This window comes from Mycolicibacterium austroafricanum, assembly GCF_000612725.1.
Lineage (GTDB): Bacteria > Actinomycetota > Actinomycetes > Mycobacteriales > Mycobacteriaceae > Mycobacterium > Mycobacterium austroafricanum.
This window is the reverse complement of record NZ_HG964455.1, coordinates 219,761-236,606: the sequence shown is the minus strand read 5'-3', so window position 1 is coordinate 236,606 and position 16,846 is coordinate 219,761. Positions and strand designations below refer to the sequence as shown.

Here is a 16,846-nt window from a genome sequence, read left to right as displayed (position 1 = left end):
GACTTTACAAATAGCCAGGTGAAATGGGGTTGTCGTGAGCGATGGCATGAAACTGATCGACCGTGTCTCGGCCATCAACTGGAACCGCCTGCAGGACGACAAGGACGCCGAGGTGTGGGAGCGCCTCACCGGCAACTTCTGGCTGCCGGAGAAGGTTCCGGTGTCCAACGACATCCCGTCCTGGAACACGCTGACCGCCCATGAGAAGCAGCTGACGATGCGGGTGTTCACCGGCCTGACGCTGTTGGACACCATCCAGGGCACGGTCGGCGCCGTCAGCCTCATCCCGGACGCGCTCACCCCGCACGAGGAAGCGGTGTACACCAACATCGCCTTCATGGAGTCTGTGCACGCCCGCAGCTACTCCAACATCTTCTCGACGCTGTGCTCGACCGCCGAGATCGACGACGCGTTCCGCTGGTCGGAGGAGAACCCGAACCTGCAGCGCAAGGCCGAGATCGTGATGCAGTACTACAAGGGCGACGAGCCGCTGAAGCGCAAGGTGGCCTCGACCCTGCTGGAGAGCTTCCTGTTCTACTCCGGCTTCTACCTGCCGATGTACTGGAGCAGCCGCGCCAAGCTGACCAACACCGCCGACATGATCCGGCTGATCATCCGCGACGAGGCCGTGCACGGCTACTACATCGGCTACAAATTCCAGAAGGGCTTGGCACTCGAGAGTGAGGCGACCCGCCAGGAGCTCAAGGACTACACCTACGAGCTGCTGTTCGAGCTCTACGACAACGAGGTCGAGTACACCCAGGACCTCTACGACGAGGTCGGGCTCACCGAGGACGTCAAGAAGTTCCTGCGCTACAACGCCAACAAGGCGCTGATGAACCTCGGCTACGAGGCGCTGTTCCCGCGTGACGAGACCGACGTCAACCCGGCGATCCTGTCCGCGCTGAGCCCCAACGCCGACGAGAACCACGACTTCTTCTCCGGTTCGGGTTCGAGCTACGTGATCGGCAAGGCCGTCAACACCGAAGACGAGGACTGGGACTTCTGATATACGTGGCTAGCCTCTCCAGTGGCCGCATAGTGGGCGATTGCCTGGGTCTTTCTATCTTGCGAACTGGGGATAATTGTCGCGCAACCAGGTCTTCGTAACGAACGTTTGGGGATTCTGTGCGTCGCCTTGCTCGTTCGATATCCAGGTGGTGCTGCCGCCCGCCGTGTCGCTCTGGGTTGCGATCACCCTGTTGGCACCCTTAACGAATTCGCCCTCGAAGTAGGGCCCGAGCACCCACTCCAGCGTGGTGGTGTAGGTGTAGGTCGCTGTCTGTTGCGACTGAGCCGCGATCTTGGCGGCCTCGTCTTCCATCCATTGCGCGAGAGCGGCGGCATAGTCGTAGTTTTCGTCGGTCTCGTCTGTGGCGGTGGGTGCGTTGGTCGTGGCAGGCGGTGTCGTATTTCCGTCGGTGGTGGTGGTCCCGTCGGTGGTGGTGTTTCCGTCGGCAGTCGTGTTCCCTGCAATGTGAAGCGTTCCGCCCCAGGAAGCGACATAGCCCGTGTTGCAGCCACCCTCTATCCCTTCGGCCTGCACAGCGATCGTGTGAACCCCCGGCGTGACCGGGATCTCGTATCCGCCGTCGCTCTCTCCGGGCCCGACGCGGTTGGACCCCCACTCGTCACCGTCGACGATGATGTGAGCAATCATGTCGGAGCAGTGATTTTGGCTGGCGGTGAATTCGACCAGGATCGAGCGTTCTTCGTCCACCGTGAAAATATCGACGCTGGGAATCGGTGTGCACCATTGTGTCTGGGGCTGGTCGCAGTCCGACACCTCAATGTACTGCGTGACGTCGACGGCCGACGCCGGGACCGCAAACGCGACAGCGGCAACGCCGACGGTCACAATGCCGATGGCGGCCCGCTTGGAGGACACAACGGCGCAGGAGCTGACTCGAGACGATCTCGGCATCGCATGAACCTAGTTTCACGAGGCTATTTGGGGCACTTGCAGTTAACCCCTGCCACCCCATATCGCGTAGAGCACAACTGATCCACTCTTTAAGGTCCAAAGTCCTTAAACGACCAGGCGTGACGGTCGGAAGCTGTCTACCGTGCGCCGCGGCCCCGGGGTCGCGGCTGCCATCGTCATGATCGCCGTCGGAGCGGCTGCCCCAGCCGTCGCCCGTCGGGTGAAGGCCGGGGCAGACCGGCGTCAGCTGCGCTGCGCCTCGTGGCTGTCTTCCATCACCGTGCGGCCGATCTCGGCCTAACCCGGATTTTTCGTGAAGTGTTGTGATTTTCGGGGTGTAGATACGCGAAAGTGCCTGTCCTGCAAGGAATAATTGGACTTCTCTACGGTTCAATCGTTCCTACGGGAAGGCACCTCGCAGGTGAAGAATATCGTGGCCGCAGCGCGGGTGAAAGTGTCCGCCGATGGGCAGGGCGTGGTGTCGCATGCCGGGATGGGCTTGCTTCGTGAGCTTGCCGATCTGACGGGGTTATCGTCGCAGGTCACCGCCGTGCTGGCTGACACCTACCGGGGCCCGTGGGTGTACGCACCCGGTGAGGTGTTCGCCGATCTGGCCGCAGCGGTCGCCGACGGGGCCGATTGCATCGATGCGGTCGGCCAGTTGTGTGGGGACCGTGAACATGTGTTCGGCGCGAAGGCCTCGACAACCACGATGTGGCGGTTGATCGATGAGCGCATCGACGCCGCCCACCTGCCCGGGGTGCGGGCTGCACGAGCCGGCGCACGGGCCGCAGCATGGGCGGCTGGAGCCGCCCCCACTGGTGAGGGCTGGCTGCACATCGACCTCGATGCCACCCTGGTCATCGATCACTCCGACAACAAGACCGGCGCCACCCCGACCTGGAAGAAAACCTATGGTCACCATCCGTTGCTGGCGTTTCTGGATCGTCCCGAGATCGCCGGTGGGGAAGCGCTGGCCGGGCTGCTGCGCACCGGTAACGCCGGCTCCAACACCGCCAGCGACCACATCATCGTCTTGCACCACGCGCTGGCCTCGCTGCCGCCGCGATGGCGGCCCCGCCCAGGTAGTCCACCAGATTCGGATGCCTGCCGGGTGCTGGTGCGCTGCGATACCGCTGGAGCCACCCACAAGTTCGCCGACGCCTGCCGCACCGCCGGGGTGGGATTTTCCTTCGGATACCCCGTCGATGCGCGGGTCCAGGACGCGGTCGACACCCTCAACCTCGGCCAAGCCTGGTATCCGGCGATCGACACCGACGGCGGCATCCGTGACGGCGCCTGGGTCGCCGAAGCCACCGGCCTGGTCAACCTGAGCAACTGGCCCGCTGGCACCCGGCTGATCCTGCGCAAAGAGAGGCCCCACCCGGGTGCGCAGCTGCGGTTCACCGATGCCGACGGGATGCGGGTCACCGCATTCATCACCGACACCGAACCCGGCGTCATTGCCGGTCAGGTCGCCGGATTGGAGCTGCGGCACCGCCAGCACGCCCGCGTCGAAGACCGCATCCGCGAACTGAAAGCCACCGGGCTACGCAACCTGCCCTGCCAGTCGTTTTGGGCCAACGCCGCCTGGCTGGAAATCGTGCTGGCCGCCGCCGATCTGGTCACCTGGGCCCGGCTGATCGGCTTCGGTGACCACCCCGCACTGGCCCGCGCCGAGATCGCCACCTTCCGCTACCGGATCCTGCACGTCGCTGCCCGTATCACTCGCAGCGCCCGCCAGGTTCGCCTCCGTATCGACGCCACCTGGCGATGGGCATCAGCGATCGCGACCGCCTGGCAACACCTACGCACCGCTTTCGGATAACCAGCAAATCACTCGACCCACCGACCACGAAAGACCAGGCCCTGGGAAAGCCCGCCCCACCCGGCGACACGGGACACCCCACCACGCCCGCCACCCGACAACGACCACCCAGCAACACAATTCAGTGACCGAGCGGACCCGTCATCAACTCGATGCAAAATCGAGGCTAAACGTCCGGGCGGGAGTACCCGCAGCAACAGCGCGTAGCCGATGCCGACGTCGAATTCAGCAGTTGTGAAGGGCAATGTCCTTGCCCACGTACGGGTCGTAGCCGCGACTCACTACATAGTCAGTCACAGAGCGAACGCAGTTGTTCTCGTCACTGGTGGCGACGATGTCGGCAACCATCGCGCAGGTAGCGTCACGGTACGTGCCGACATGATGGACTTCTTGCGGAATGAGCAGATTGCCGAGTTCACAGTAGGGAGCTGCATGGGCTACGGGAATGATCCCAATAATCGGAACAGAAATTGCGGCGGCGGCAACTGTAGCCATCAACTTAATCATCAGACGTCCTCGTCCTGATCGCAGTTCTCTAGAAGGCGCATTTCGGTGATGACCTGCAACGCCTGTTGGCTGGAAACTCCAAAGAGATGCGAGGTTGTCGAGAAATCTGACCGTCTGACAAACCCAGCAGGCTTCGCAGGCGTTCGTGGTGATGATGCTGTCATGATTGGGAGTGATGTCAGCGTGAGCACGGGCGGGTAGACCGAAGCTGATTCCAGTGGCTGAGCAACCTCACTGGCCATGGCACGTGACCTCCCGTCTTCCGTTCAGGCCCGACCATTGTCTCGCCCATGTTGTCGACGAGGCGGACGGCTTCGGTCTCAGACATGTTGGACTGCTGCGTCAACCATGCCACCGCTGCGTTGAATTCGAACGGCATTTCCCCGTTCGAGGAGTCAGGCCGGCGCTGGTTCTCCGCGCAGAACACCTCGCCAGGTGTCTGGGCGATCGCACTCCGACCAACTTGCTACGACTCGCACCCCATGCCGTCGCCGTCACGGTCGAGATGCGATCCGTACCTGTCGCTGCTGGACGGAATATTGGCGTCGCCGTTGGCTCGGGCATCTGTGCAGTTTTCGTAAGGTGCGGCGTTGGCCAGAGCCACCGGACTGACGCCCACACCGATGGCGCACGCAAGCAACGCAGCGCAGGAGCAGCAGAAGCGCTTGACCTGTTGTCCTACCGGCACGAATGGGGTGAGGGCTTCTTGCCTGCCGACCTGAGCGGCAGTCTGTTGGCATCGAAGCTGCGGGCAGTACGGCGATGCTGACGGTCTACTCGGAGTCCTCGGCGATCTTCGAGCATGCGACCCGGATGGACGAGATCAAGCGACACACCACCATTCCGCCCTCGTCGTCATCCCCTCGTGCGCCCGACTCCGGGGACGGTGGGTCGATTTCACAGGACGCATGCCGTCGGACTTCATAGCGCGCACCTAACTTCCTGACAGCGCAGACATAGCGGCACGGTGCACGCTGCTGCTGCATGTCGGCGGCGTTCGTTCAAGCGTGTGCTGCCGGCGAGGGCGGATGTTGCACATGTCGGCCGTGCGGTGCGCGATCGGCCCCCTCACCGATCGCGCACCGTGCTTCGTGGCCGCCAGTGAATGAGCGGGTTCAGAAACGGAGAAGAAAGGGGCGTCATGGTTGGCACCGTACGTCCGTACATGACGGCGAGTGTCGCGCTCGTCGGGGCCAGCGTCATCACGGTCGCCCCGATCCAGCCACCGGACGAGGAGTCCCGGGTCAGCACTGACCGCTACAGTCTCGCGGCCGCGACCACCACCGGCGAAGCGTGTAGCGGGTACTTCACCGATGGATGCGATATCTGGGCCGACCAGTCCTACACGCCGGTGGCACTGGACCTCGACAGCGGTTCGGTCTGGAACATCCCCGAGAACATCGTCAATGCGATCATCAGCATCCCGCGCGCGTACATCAACGCCCTCAACGACCTGTCCTATTCTCTGGAGGTCACCGGCAGTTGGTGGGTCTACACGGAAACCAACGTGCTCGGCTACGACCCCGCGGATCCGCCGAAGATCACCGCACTCATCAACCTCCTGATCCCGTTCGAGGCCCTTTCCGAGCCACTGGGTGAACAAGTGTCGTGGTGGGCCAAGGCCAACCTGCCGATGAACGCGGGCTGCACGGGCACGGCCCCGCCTACCTGCGAGGACGCCAACGCAATCCTGAGTGAGATGTTCCAGGTGCCGATCTGGGATCTCATCACGGGATACACGTTTCCCGAACTGAACAATCCCGTCAGCGACGCCGAGAGCGCAGCCGGCGAAGAGATCGACGGTGAAAAGGGCGACGAGGTTCCGTGGTCCGGGGAGTCGGTGCAGCTCAACCCGTGGGACCCGGTGTACAGCGTCGTCAACTATCTGCTGGCCGACCCGGCGGAGAACACGCCGGAGGCGGTCACCCTCACGGAGATCGTCGAGACGGTGACCCGGCTCGGGGCAGCCTTGTGGGAGGCGTTCAATCCTTTTGTCCCGGGCAGCTTTCTGTGGAAAGGATACCCCTACACGCTGGTGACCGACCTGATCAAACCGTTCGTCAGCATCCTGTGCCCCGAGTGCGACCCCGAGCACCCCGAAGACCCGACGCCCTTCGACGGCGAGCTGCCGCCGAGCAGCGAGGAGGGCGAATCAGACACCACATCTGTACTCGTCTCTGCGACCACAGCTGATGAGGACGATCCGACCGCGGCGGAGGTCACACAAGGCACTACCGGCCAAGGGCCCGACGTTGAATCAGAGTCTGTGCAAACGCTTCTGGCGAAGTTCGAGTCAGCGCCGCAGCAAGCCGACGAGGACGCGGCCACGAACGGGGTAGACGCGGATCGGGCCGACGAGGACGCCGACGTCGTCCTCGAGAGTGACGTGGCGACGGAGACAGAATCTGATGGCCAGGAAAGTGCCACAGGCACCGCGCCGGAGATCGACCCGGAATCATCCGAATTGAGTGACGAGGACGAAACGGAAACAGCCGACTCCGACCACGACACGTCGTCCGAGGGTTCGTCGGCCGACGACGAGGGTGGCGATACAGACACGGAAACCGCTACCGGAGACGACGATTCAAGCAGTAGCGACACGGGGAGCGGCGCCGATGACTAAGAGCGTGCCAGGGAGGCATCGAAAAGCCGGTACCAGGAATCGATGGACACGAGCTGCCCTGGTGGCAGCGGCGTTCCCGCTGGCCGGAGTGCCGGCCCTGGGGGCTGCGCCCACCGTTGCCGGGGCCGCCGAGCTGCTCGGTGACGATGCGGCCACCGTGCTGCACCATGGACCGACGCCGTGGGATATGACGAACAACCTGAGCGGTGAGCCATGCGAAGAGCCCAGGGTGTGCCGCGAGGTTTACTACCAGTGGATTCTGCCTTTGGGGACAGTCGAAATCGGCGTCGACAGCAACGTCGAAACCCTTGATTATGCGATCAAGAACATCACCGCCGACGGTGCCGGTGACAAGAAGATCGTCTACGCGTTCAGCGGCGGCGCCCGGGTGGCGTCGGTGTGGCTCGACGAGCATGCCGACGACGTCGATGCCCCCGACGCTGAGGACCTGACGTTCGTCCTGATCGGCAACGGAGGGCGTAAGTACGGCGGCATCAACGGATGGTGGTACGGCGACGCGTTGCTGACCCCCACCGACACGCAGTACTCGGTGATAGACGTTGCGCGGGAATACGATCCCATCGCCGACTTCCCGGACAATCCGTTCAATCTGCTCGCTCTTGCCAACGCACTGGCGGCGTTCTACTACGTGCACCTGGACTATTCCGACGTCGACCTGGATGACGACGCCAATTACGTGTGGACCGAGGGAAACACCACCTACGTCTTCGTCCCGACCGAAGATCTTCCACTTCTGCAGGGGCTTCGCGACCTCGGTCTGGACTGGCTGGCGGACGAGTGGGAGGAGCCGCTGCGGGAGATCATCGACGAGGCCTACGACCGTGACTACCTCGAAGACGTTGAGCCGCAGGGCGAGCAGAGCCCGGTCGAGGAATCGGCTGACCTCGTCGAGATCAGCTCGTTGAGCGCCGTGCAGGACTCGACCTCCGAGGAGGCGACGTCGGACGACGTCGCCGGCCGTGATTCGTCGGCAGAGGCCGAATCGGAAGCGGCAGCAGACGGCGGAAATTCCCTGGATGTACTCGGCGACATCGATTCATCCGGTACGACCGCCGGCGACGGCCCGCAACTGACGCCGTCTGACGTCGAGGACCCGGACGTGGACGTTGACAGCGCCGGTGAGGACGAGGCGGACCACACCGACGTCGATTCCGCAGCGGAGTCGATCGACGATGCCGGCGCGGAATCGGCCGACGACGCGAACGACGACGACTCCACTGTGAATTCGGCTGACCAGTCGACAGACTCGACATCCACTGACGACAGCTGAGATCGAATCCACGCGTTCCACCCATCTGGCGGCTAAGTCGCACCCATGTCGCGGGAATACGGTCGAAGGTGTCTGGTTGGCAACACTTTTCAGAGGAGGAACGTCGATGGCGTCCAAGTATTCTCCGCGCTTCGCGGTCGCGGCCGCGGCGGTGTGTGCGAGCGCAGGACTGACTGCGCTGAGCTTCGGTGCGGGTGCGGCGGGCGCACAACCGCTGCCCGGCGGCCCCGGTGGGCCCGGCGGGCCCGGACCGCGGCTGTGCCTACCGTTGCTGCCCTGTTCGGGTGGGTCCGGCCAGGGGCTGGCGGGCCTCGGTATCGGCGGACCGGGACCGGCGGGCCTTGGTATCGGTGCACCGGGACCCGGACCTGCGCCGGGCCCGGCAGGATTCGGTGTGGGGCCGGGGCCGTCGGGAGCTCCTGGTGTCGCGCCATGGCGACTCTGACCCCTTGACGATCGCGGGCGGGCGTAGCGTGTGAGCTACGCCCGCTTTCGTTTTCACCGGGGCGGCCGGCGGTCAGATGACGACCCGTGTCACCGGTGTGGCATCGGTGGCTTCAGCACAACCCGAGCCGCGGAGGGTGTGAATCATGTGTTCACGGCCCGAGTCGATCTCTTTCCGGAGATACGAGATGTAGAGCTCGCCGGCATTGGATCGGCCGCCGAAATCGACATCGAACGGTCAGCGATCGAACGTGGATCACACGACCTGCTCAGTAGATGACGGTCGCCGGTATCGACCGCCCTGATATGCGCCGTCCGTCCAGGACGCCGACGATGCGGCCCATGCGCTGCTCGGCGAGCTGAATCAACCGCGTCCATTGGTCTGCGTCGTCGACATCGGCGACGATTGCCATCACGTGGGAACTGCTGTGGCCGTGCAGCGTTCTAGCCAACGGCGACAGAGTCCTCCCGGTGACGACGACGCGCTGCCCAATGGTGAGCAGTCGTTGAGCGAGTCGGTAGCCCGTATCGGTGTGGGCGTGCGTAATGACGATGACTCCGTCGTCTCCGGTGCGTGCGGATCGACGGAGGTGGCGAACAACGTTGTCGGTCATGTCTCCAGCAAAGACGTCGCCGATGAGGCTCGGCCATGAGGCGGCTGTGGATGCGCTCAGTAGCGGACGAGCACTGAGACCCTGATCCGGCCCGCCGGGTTGACTTCTAGTCGACCGGGATTGTCGCGCTGATGCTCGTCCCGTCACCGGGTCGGCTGGTCACCGTCAGCTGACCCGACAGCGCCTCGACCCGGTCGCGCAGGCCGACCAGGCCGGATCCGCCGTCGGCCGACGCGCCGCCGGTGCCGTCGTCGGTGACCGACAGCCGCAGCAGCGTGCCGCCGTCCGGGGCGTCGTCGAGCCCGATCTCCACCGTCACCGAGTCGGCTTGAGCGTGCTTGGCGACATTCGTCAACGATTCTGCGACAACGTAATACGCCGCGACTTCGACCGGCTCCGGCAGACGGCGGTCGATGTCGACGGTCAACTCGACCGGCACCGTGGAGCGGCGCGCCAGGTTGCGCATCGCCGGCTTCAGGCCGCCGCGCGACAGCACCGCCGGATGCAGTCCGCGGGACAGCTCCTGCAGATCGGAGTGCAGCCCGGCCAGACCGTTGACCACAGTCGACAGCTGGGTCCGCAGCGCCTCGTCTCCCTCGACGGCCGCCTCGGCCTCGCGCAGTTGCAGGCTCAACGACACGATCCGCTGCTGGGCGCCGTCGTGCAGATCGCGTTCGAAGCCGCGTCGGGCCTCGTCGGCGGCCGCCACGATCCTGGCGCGTGACGCGGTGAGCTCCGCGCGGGTCTCGGCGTTGGCGATCGCCGTCGAGATGAGATCGGCGAAGTCGCCGATGTGGGCCTCGGTGCCATCCGGAACGCCCTGCGCGGCATGTGATCCCACCACCAGCACGCCTCGGGTCCCGCCGTCGACGGTCAGCGGGGAGCCCGCGGCGGAGCGGATCCCGAGCTCGCGCAGACGGGTGGCGATCCGCCCGGGCACCTCGCTGTAGTCGTCGATGCGGGCCGCTACGCCGGTGCGGTGCACCTGCTCGCTGATGCTTCCACCGTCGAGCGAGAGCCGGTCTCCCACAGCGAAACCCGGCTGATGCGCGGACTTCAGCGCCGCCCGGACCACGGCGTGGTCATCGGCCTCGAAGGCCAACAGGGTGACATGGTTGACGCCGAGGCTGTGCGCCAGCTCGGTGACCGCCACGTCGTAGACCTCGGACAGCGGGGCTCCGCGCGCCACCAACGTCGCGACTCTACGCAGCGCCGCCTGCTGAGTCCTTGCCATTCGCAGCCGGTCCTGTTCCCGCCTGCGTTCGGTGACGTCGCGGGCGCCGCCGAGCAGCACACCGCGGTCGGAGACGACGTTCCACTCCAGCCAGCGCACACCGCCGTCCCGACGCAGACTGCGGTTCTCGAACTGCGTGGCGCCGTCCGTCTGTGGCACCGAGTCGAGCGCGGCGGCCGTGCCGTCGCGGTCGTCGGGATGGATGAACTCGGTCAGTGGCCGTGCCGCCAGTTCTGCCGCCGAGTATCCGAGTGCCCGCTCGAACGCCGGGTTCACCCGTGTCAGCTGTGCGACGCCGTCGACGTACGTGCCGATGAACAGCAGATCCGATGCCACGGCGAAGAACCGTTCCAGCTCGCGGCGGCTGGCTTCGAGCTCCGCGGTGATGTCTTCGCGGTCGCATGCGGCAGCCAGCAGAGCCTGCAGGGACGGCACCATCCGGTGGATCCGCCGAACCGACGCCAACGGCAGATCCCTCGGCACGAGCAGGGTTCCGGTGTGCTCGGCCCCGTCGACCAGGTCGATTGCCATCTCGTCGGCGCCGGTCGCGCCGCCACCGACCGTCAGCGTCGCGTACGGCAATCCGAGCACGTCGGCGAAGCGCCGCCCCGCGTCCTCCAGCGCGGGCCCCAGCGCCGGTGCCCGCAGCATGACGCGGGCCAGGTCCGCAGAGAGGTCGGCTTCCCGCCGCCGCTGCTCGGCTTCGGCGGCACGCAGGCGTGCTTGCCCGACAAGGGCATTGGTGAGAAGCGCGAGCGTGAGGAAGATGATCAGGGCAGGGGCGAGGCTGTCGCGGCCCTCCAGATGGAGGTAGGCGTAGACGGCGGCGCTGGCCAGCGAGGTGGCGATCGACAATCCGAATCCCCAGCCGGCCGACACCACCAGCACGCCCAGCAGGAGCAGCGCGCCGAACGCGTTCTCGGGCGCGATCTTCTTCAGTGCGAACACGGCGAGCACCTCGGCCGCCAAGAACCCGGCCGCCACTGCGATCCCGAGGCCGAGTGGCCGCGCCGGCGACCGCACGACGCGTTCCAGGAAGCGGGTCGGCACCGATTGCCAGGTCACCGGCCGATGGTAGTCCCGAACTTTCCCGTTAACAGGAATGCCAACGGTCTGCGAAGCTGCCAAGCTCGAAGGATGAACGGTCCGCGCTGCCTGATCGTCGACGACAGCGCCGACTTCCGTGACGCGGCCCGCGCCATGCTCGAACGCGGCGGCATCGTGGTGGTCGGCACTGCCCGCGACGCCGCCGAAGCGCTGCGCCGGGCTCAGGAACTACACCCGGACGTGGCGCTGGTCGACGTCGACCTCGGCGCCGAAAGCGGCTTCGACGTCGCCGAGCGCCTGGACGACGTGCCCGTCATCCTGACGTCCACCCACGACGAGCAGGATTTCGCCGATCTCATCGCCGCGAGTCCGGCCCTGGGCTTCCTGCCCAAGCTCACCTTGTCCCCGGCTGCGGTCAGGAAGCTGCTGGACCGCGTCAGCGGGTCTCCAGGTACATGATCACCGCGCGGACCCGGCGGTGGTCATCGCCGGTTTCGGGCAGGTTCAGCTTGGTCAGGATGCTGCGCACGTGCTTTTCCACCGTGCCCTCGGTCACCCACAGCCTGCGGCCGATGCCGCCGTTCGACAGCCCCTCGGCCATCAAGGTCAGCACCTCGTGCTCGCGGGCACTGAGCGCGGCCAGCGGGTCGTCCCGCTTGCGCGCCGACACCAACTCGGCCACCAGCGCCGGGTCGACGACGGACGCGCCGTTGGCGATCCGCTGCAACGTGTCGACGAAGTCCGCCACATCGGTCACCCGGGTCTTGAGCAGATAGCCGATGGCGTGGCCCCCGGCCAGCAGCTCCATCGCATGGTCGACGTCCACATGGGCGGAGAGAACGACGATGCCGACCTCGGGGGACTCCTGCCGGATGATCTTCGCCGCGTCGAGCCCCTCGCTGGTGTGCGTCGGCGGCATCCGGATGTCGGTCAGCACCAGCGCCGGCTGCCGGGTACGTACCAACTCCAGTAGCTTCTCACCATCGCCGGCCTGACCGACGACGTCGAAGCCCGAGCGTTCCAACAGGCTGGCCAGACCTTCGCGCAACAGCACGTCGTCATCGGCGACGACAACCTTCAGCGCGCTCATGTGTCCTCCCGGCCCCGCGTGAAAATGGCGCCTCATTGTTGCATCGAGACGCCGCGATTGGGTGCTAGCGGTAACCGGAGACTCCTGGCAGCGTCCTCGACGCGCAGACCACCGGTGACAAAGCTGAATGCCATGGTTGCCTCCGTGGGTCTGCCCGTCAATCGCGTCGAGGGCGTCGACAAAGTGACGGGGAAGGCCCGTTACAGCGCAGACACCCAGGTCGCGGGAGTGGCCTACGCGGCGTTGGTCCAGGCGCAGATACCGCACGGTCGTGTCACCGCCGAATCGGTCGACGCAGCGGCGGCAACCGCGAGTGCAGCACCAGGCGTGTTGTATGTGCTGACGCCCACGAACTGCCCTCCGCTGCAGGTGCTTCCGAAAGAGCTGACGTGGGACCTGCCGCTGGAACGGCGTCCGCCGCTGTCGGATCTCACCGTGCAGCATGTGGGCCAGCACATGGCGCTGGTGGTCGCCGACTCGCCGGAGAATGCGGTGCATGCCGCCTCGTTGATGGACTTCGACTACATTGCCGCACCTGCCCATCTCGACGCCACCGAGGTGGTCTCCGGTGGGGGCGCCGCCGACGACGTCGACGAACTGATCCGGCACGGCGCCTATCGCCCAGACCATTTCGTGAAGCTCACCGACGAGAAGCTGCAGGACTTCCGCGGGCCTCGCGGCGAACCACCCGGCATCAAGGTCGACCAGACGTACCGCACGGCCGTCAACGCGCACTATCCGATCGAACTGTCGGCCACCGTCGCGCAGTGGGACGACGGACACCTGACCGTGCACGACTGCACCCGGTGGATCACCGGCGAACGCCGGGTGCTGGCCGCATATCTGAACATCCCCGAGGAGCGCATCCGCGTGGTGTCGCCGTTGGTGGGCGGCGCGTTCGGCTCCAAGAGCTTCCTGTGGATGCACGTGGTGCTGTGCGCGGTCGCTGCCCGCGAGGTCGGCCGACCGGTCAAGCTGGTTCTCACCCGCGACCAGATGTTCACCTCGACCGGACACCGACCGCGCACCGAACAGCAGGTCGCGCTCGTCGCCGACGCGGCCGGGACGATCGTCAGCACTGAACATCACACGCTGACCGAGACGTCCACGGTGGCGCACTTCTGCGAACCCGCCGGCGTGTCCAGCCGCATTCTCTACCAGTCGCCGCGACTGGCGGTGACCCACACCGTCGCGCGAATCCATGCGCCGACACCGTGTTTCATGCGCGGCCCGGGGGAGGCGCCGGGACTCTTCGCGCTGGAGATGGCGATGGACGAACTCGCCTACGCCCTCGGCCGCGACCCGCTGGCCCTGCGGATGGACAACCTCGCGGACGTGGACCAGACCGACGGGCGACCGTGGTCGAGCGCGCATCTGGCCAGGTGCTACACGACCGGGGCCCGACGATTCGGCTGGGACCGGCGCCCCCTGCAGTCGCGTTCGTTGCAGCGCAACGGCATTCGTGTCGGGTGGGGGATGGCGACCGCCACCTACCCGGGCCGCAGGATGCCTGCCGCCTGTCGCGTCGAGACCGATGCCGACGGGCACGTCCGGTTCAGTGCCGCCACCCACGAGATCGGCACCGGCGTGCGGACCGTCATGACCCAGCTGGCGGCCGACACCACCGGTCTGCCGCTGTCACAGGTGAGCTTCGAGTCCGGTGATTCGTCGTTCCCGGACGCCCCGTACAGCGGCGCCTCGCAGACCTCCGCGAGCGTCGGCTCCGCGGTGTTCGCGGCGGCCCAGGAATGGCGGGGCAGGGCAGACGCTCTGCCCGCCACCGCCGACGGGCCGGGCCGGGCCGCCGCGCTGTCGTTCACCACAGCGAGCGGCCCGGGCCCCGATGTGGACACGGTCTCGCGGTCGTTCGGCGCCCATTTCTGCGAGGTCGAAGTCGACGAACAGATCGGCCGGGCCACGGTGACCCGATGGGTCGCCGTGATGGACTGCGGCCGGGTGCTCAATCCGAAGCTGGCCACCAACCAGGTGATGGGTGGGATTCTCTTCGGGCTCGGGATGGCCCTGATGGAGCAGGTGCCGCACGATCCGCACACCGGTCGGCTGCTCGGGGAGTACTACGTGCCCACCCACGCCGACCGGCCGGCTTTCGACATCAGCTTCGTCGACAGCTCGGACTACGGCCTGGACCCGATCGGCGTCCGCGGCATCGGTGAGATCGGTGTCTGCGGAGTCGCCGGTGCGATCGCCAACGCGATCCACCATGCCACCGGAAAGTGGCTGAGGCAGTTGCCGATAACGCTGGAAGCCCTACTGGGACCGCGCGATGACGACCGGGAGGACTGACGTGACCGTGCCACCACCACCGACGCGCCGCATCGAGTTGACCGTCAACGGTGTGACCCGCACTGTCGAGACGGACGTGCGCTCGACGCTGCTCGACCTGCTACGGGAGGGTCTGGCCCTGACCGGTACGAAGAAGGGCTGCGATCACGGATTGTGCGGGGCGTGCACCGTGGAGGTCGACCACGAGCGGGTGCTGAGCTGCCTGACGCTCGCGGTGTCGATCGACGGCGCTGCCGTCGGCACGGTGGAGGGATTCGCCGACGGCGAGCACCTCGACCCGTTGCAGCAGGCGTTCGTCGACCATGACGGATTCCAGTGTGGCTACTGCACTCCGGGTCAGCTGTGTTCGGCGCGGGCCATGCTGAGGGAGCACGCGCGGGGCGACCTGTCCGCGGCGTCGTTCGACCCCGCGGACCGCGATGTCGTCGACGGTCCGCAACACCTGTCGGAAAATGAGATTCGCGAGCGGATGGCCGGCAACATCTGTCGCTGTGGGGCGTACGCCAACATCGTCGCCGCGATCAGCGCCGTGCACGGTGCCTCATGAGAACCTTCGAGTATCGACGTGCCGAGACCGTCGACGCCGCCATCGCCGAGGTGTCGGCCCCGGGTGCCCGCTTCTACGCCGGCGGTTCCAACCTGCTCGACTTGATGAAGACGGGCGTGGAGAATCCGGCGGTGCTCGTCGACGTCGGACGCCTCGGGCTCGATGAGGTGACGCTCAGCGACACCGGCGCCGTGGTGATCGGCTCGGGTGTCACGAACACCACCGCCGCCAACCATGCTTTGGTGCGCTCCCGATATCCCGTTCTTTCCCAGGCAATTCTGTCGGGGGCCACCACCCAGATACGCAACATGGCGACCGTCGGCGGCAACCTGATGCAGCGCACAAGGTGCCCGTACTTCATGGATCCGCGGTTCGAGCGCTGCAACAAACGCGACCCCGGGTCGGGCTGCGCCGCCCGGGACGGGTTCAACCGAGAGCATGCGGTGTTCGGCACCGGCGGGCCCTGCGTCGCCGTCCATCCGTCGGACATGGCCGTGGCGCTGACCGCGCTCGACGCTGTGATGCACGTGCGGGGGCCGCAGGGCGACAGGACGATCCCGATCGGCGAATTCTTCGTGCTTCCCGACTTTCACCCCGAGCGTGACAACACCGTCGCGGCTACGGAATTGATCACCGCGGTGGAGCTTCCACCGAACTCCGGCTCCTCCCGCGGTTGGTATCTGAAGGTGCGGGACCGGCACAGCTACGCGTTCGCGCTCGTCTCCGTGGCCGCCGTCCTGCGGTTCGACGGCGATGTCATCGAGTCTGCGGCCGTCGCGCTCGGAGGGGTGGCCGCCCGGCCTTGGCGGGTGCCCGCCGCCGAGGCGCTGCTGACCGGGCGCCGGGCCACGATGGAGGTGTTCCGGTGTGCGGCAGAGGCCGCGCTCGAGGGAGCCGCGCCGTTGAGCCAGAACGAGTTCAAGGTCACGCTGGCGAAGAACAGCGTGGTCCGAGCATTGACGACGGCGGCTGCCGGCTGAATGGCAGGTGACACGGACGCGAACAGCGGGGCCGCATCCTCGCAGTCGTCGATCCCAGGGAGGACACTGGTGGCGTGACCGCCACGTCTTTGTTCCACTCGATCCTCGACTGGCTGCGCGCCGGCTACCCCGGCGGTGTCCCGGGCCCGGATCGCGTCCCGCTGCTCGCGCTGCTGCGTTCGACACCCCTGACCGAAGGTCAGATCAAGGAGGTCATCGCGCACCTGACCGCCGAGGGCTCGGCGGCCACCGCCGACGGAGCCATCGACGGGGACGAGATCGCCGCGTTCATCCAGGACGTCACCCACCATGACGCCGGGCCGGAGAACATTCAGCGGGTGGCGGCGAAACTGGCCGCGGCAGGCTGGCCGCTGGCCGGGGTCGAGGTCGACGGGACCGCCGCAGAGTGACTG

16 protein-coding genes and 1 pseudogene are annotated in these 16,846 nt (G+C 66.2%); 10 read left to right on the top strand and 7 right to left on the bottom strand.

The window, feature by feature from the left end; genetic code table 11:
• The first annotated feature begins 46 nt into the window (after positions 1 to 46).
• A complete protein-coding gene (gene nrdF / locus BN976_RS21285; protein ID WP_036373636.1) occupies positions 47 to 1,009 on the top strand; it encodes a class 1b ribonucleoside-diphosphate reductase subunit beta in 963 nt (320 codons plus the stop codon).
• A 54-nt stretch (positions 1,010 to 1,063) separates the two neighbouring features.
• On the opposite strand, the gene BN976_RS34070 is transcribed toward nrdF, so the two are convergent.
• Positions 1,064 to 1,888, bottom strand: a complete 825-nt coding sequence (locus tag BN976_RS34070) for a hypothetical protein (RefSeq protein WP_049778068.1) — start codon at positions 1,886 to 1,888, stop codon at positions 1,064 to 1,066.
• 457 nt (positions 1,889 to 2,345) lie between these two features.
• On the opposite strand from BN976_RS34070, the gene BN976_RS21275 reads away from it, so the two are divergent.
• On the top strand, positions 2,346 to 3,752 hold the full coding sequence (locus BN976_RS21275) for an IS1380 family transposase (RefSeq protein ID WP_036367445.1): 1,407 nt from the start codon (positions 2,346 to 2,348) through the stop codon (positions 3,750 to 3,752).
• A 225-nt stretch (positions 3,753 to 3,977) separates the two neighbouring features.
• On the opposite strand, the gene BN976_RS21270 is transcribed toward BN976_RS21275, so the two are convergent.
• Together BN976_RS21270 and BN976_RS21265 are read right to left on the bottom strand one after the other, a co-directional pair.
• Positions 3,978 to 4,259 carry a hypothetical protein gene (locus BN976_RS21270; protein ID WP_011779295.1) on the bottom strand — a complete coding sequence of 94 codons (282 nt, stop codon included), beginning with the start codon at positions 4,257 to 4,259 and terminating at the stop codon, positions 3,978 to 3,980.
• 466 nt (positions 4,260 to 4,725) lie between these two features.
• Positions 4,726 to 4,863 (bottom strand): excalibur calcium-binding domain-containing protein, encoded by a 138-nt coding sequence (locus BN976_RS21265; protein WP_235622110.1) that lies wholly within the window; start codon positions 4,861 to 4,863, stop codon positions 4,726 to 4,728.
• Positions 4,864 to 5,424: 561 nt separating this feature from the next.
• On the opposite strand from BN976_RS21265, the gene BN976_RS21260 reads away from it, so the two are divergent.
• The 3 genes from BN976_RS21260 (at position 5,425) to BN976_RS33635 (ending at position 8,618) form a co-directional block, all read left to right on the top strand.
• Positions 5,425 to 6,882, top strand: a complete 1,458-nt coding sequence (locus tag BN976_RS21260; RefSeq protein WP_051558526.1) for a hypothetical protein — start codon at positions 5,425 to 5,427, stop codon at positions 6,880 to 6,882.
• Between the two features lie 61 nt (positions 6,883 to 6,943).
• Positions 6,944 to 8,173, top strand: coding sequence for a PE-PPE domain-containing protein (locus BN976_RS21255; RefSeq protein WP_235622098.1), 1,230 nt, complete (start codon positions 6,944 to 6,946; stop codon positions 8,171 to 8,173).
• A 106-nt stretch (positions 8,174 to 8,279) separates the two neighbouring features.
• A complete protein-coding gene (locus tag BN976_RS33635; protein ID WP_145977979.1) occupies positions 8,280 to 8,618 on the top strand; it encodes a hypothetical protein in 339 nt (112 codons plus the stop codon).
• An 89-nt stretch (positions 8,619 to 8,707) separates the two neighbouring features.
• Here BN976_RS33635 and BN976_RS34705 read toward each other — a convergent pair.
• From BN976_RS34705 to BN976_RS21245, 3 genes and pseudogenes are all read right to left on the bottom strand, one after another.
• A pseudogene (locus tag BN976_RS34705) lies at positions 8,708 to 8,843 on the bottom strand (DNA-binding response regulator); the annotation flags it as partial.
• A gap of 43 nt (positions 8,844 to 8,886) precedes the next feature.
• Positions 8,887 to 9,231, bottom strand: a complete 345-nt coding sequence (locus BN976_RS32160; protein ID WP_051558523.1) for an SDR family NAD(P)-dependent oxidoreductase — start codon at positions 9,229 to 9,231, stop codon at positions 8,887 to 8,889.
• A gap of 106 nt (positions 9,232 to 9,337) precedes the next feature.
• A complete protein-coding gene (locus tag BN976_RS21245; RefSeq protein ID WP_084182357.1) occupies positions 9,338 to 11,515 on the bottom strand; it encodes a PAS domain S-box protein in 2,178 nt (725 codons plus the stop codon).
• An 87-nt stretch (positions 11,516 to 11,602) separates the two neighbouring features.
• Here BN976_RS21245 and BN976_RS21240 point away from each other — a divergent pair, with 87 nt between their 5' ends.
• Entirely contained in the window at positions 11,603 to 11,971 is a 369-nt protein-coding gene (locus tag BN976_RS21240) for a response regulator (RefSeq protein ID WP_036373630.1), read from the top strand.
• Here BN976_RS21240 and BN976_RS21235 read toward each other — a convergent pair.
• Positions 11,949 to 12,602: a response regulator gene (locus BN976_RS21235; RefSeq protein ID WP_011779303.1), complete on the bottom strand. Its 654-nt coding sequence runs from the start codon at positions 12,600 to 12,602 to the stop codon at positions 11,949 to 11,951. The two genes, BN976_RS21240 and BN976_RS21235, sit on opposite strands and share 23 nt — an antisense overlap.
• Before the next feature lie 132 nt (positions 12,603 to 12,734).
• On the opposite strand from BN976_RS21235, the gene BN976_RS21230 reads away from it, so the two are divergent.
• From BN976_RS21230 to BN976_RS21215, 4 genes are all read left to right on the top strand, one after another.
• On the top strand, positions 12,735 to 14,906 hold the full coding sequence (locus BN976_RS21230) for a xanthine dehydrogenase family protein molybdopterin-binding subunit (protein ID WP_036373628.1): 2,172 nt from the start codon (positions 12,735 to 12,737) through the stop codon (positions 14,904 to 14,906).
• The gene (locus BN976_RS21225) at positions 14,887 to 15,453 is read left to right on the top strand and encodes a (2Fe-2S)-binding protein (protein WP_011779305.1); all 567 of its coding nucleotides are present in this window, start codon (positions 14,887 to 14,889) and stop codon (positions 15,451 to 15,453) included. The genes BN976_RS21230 and BN976_RS21225 overlap by 20 nt, the downstream gene beginning before the upstream one ends.
• The gene (locus BN976_RS21220; protein WP_036373625.1) at positions 15,450 to 16,433 is read left to right on the top strand and encodes an FAD binding domain-containing protein; all 984 of its coding nucleotides are present in this window, start codon (positions 15,450 to 15,452) and stop codon (positions 16,431 to 16,433) included. The genes BN976_RS21225 and BN976_RS21220 overlap by 4 nt, the downstream gene beginning before the upstream one ends.
• 74 nt (positions 16,434 to 16,507) lie before the next feature.
• The gene (locus BN976_RS21215; protein WP_084182350.1) at positions 16,508 to 16,843 is read left to right on the top strand and encodes a DUF3349 domain-containing protein; all 336 of its coding nucleotides are present in this window, start codon (positions 16,508 to 16,510) and stop codon (positions 16,841 to 16,843) included.
• Positions 16,844 to 16,846: the final 3 nt, after the last annotated feature.

What these genes read in the sequence shown, in the direction of transcription:
- nrdF (WP_036373636.1), top strand. Translation starts at nt 47, where the DNA reads ATGAAACTGATCGACCGTGTCTCGGCCATCAACTGGAACCGCCTGCAG.
- BN976_RS21270 (WP_011779295.1), bottom strand. Translation starts at nt 4,259, where the DNA reads ATGATTAAGTTGATGGCTACAGTTGCCGCCGCCGCAATTTCTGTTCCG.
- BN976_RS21260 (WP_051558526.1), top strand. Translation starts at nt 5,425, where the DNA reads ATGACGGCGAGTGTCGCGCTCGTCGGGGCCAGCGTCATCACGGTCGCC.
- BN976_RS33635 (WP_145977979.1), top strand. Translation starts at nt 8,280, where the DNA reads ATGGCGTCCAAGTATTCTCCGCGCTTCGCGGTCGCGGCCGCGGCGGTG.
- BN976_RS32160 (WP_051558523.1), bottom strand. Translation starts at nt 9,231, where the DNA reads ATGACCGACAACGTTGTTCGCCACCTCCGTCGATCCGCACGCACCGGA.
- BN976_RS21240 (WP_036373630.1), top strand. Translation starts at nt 11,603, where the DNA reads ATGAACGGTCCGCGCTGCCTGATCGTCGACGACAGCGCCGACTTCCGT.
- BN976_RS21235 (WP_011779303.1), bottom strand. Translation starts at nt 12,602, where the DNA reads ATGAGCGCGCTGAAGGTTGTCGTCGCCGATGACGACGTGCTGTTGCGC.
- BN976_RS21230 (WP_036373628.1), top strand. Translation starts at nt 12,735, where the DNA reads ATGGTTGCCTCCGTGGGTCTGCCCGTCAATCGCGTCGAGGGCGTCGAC.
- BN976_RS21225 (WP_011779305.1), top strand. Translation starts at nt 14,887, where the DNA reads ATGACGACCGGGAGGACTGACGTGACCGTGCCACCACCACCGACGCGC.
- BN976_RS21220 (WP_036373625.1), top strand. Translation starts at nt 15,450, where the DNA reads ATGAGAACCTTCGAGTATCGACGTGCCGAGACCGTCGACGCCGCCATC.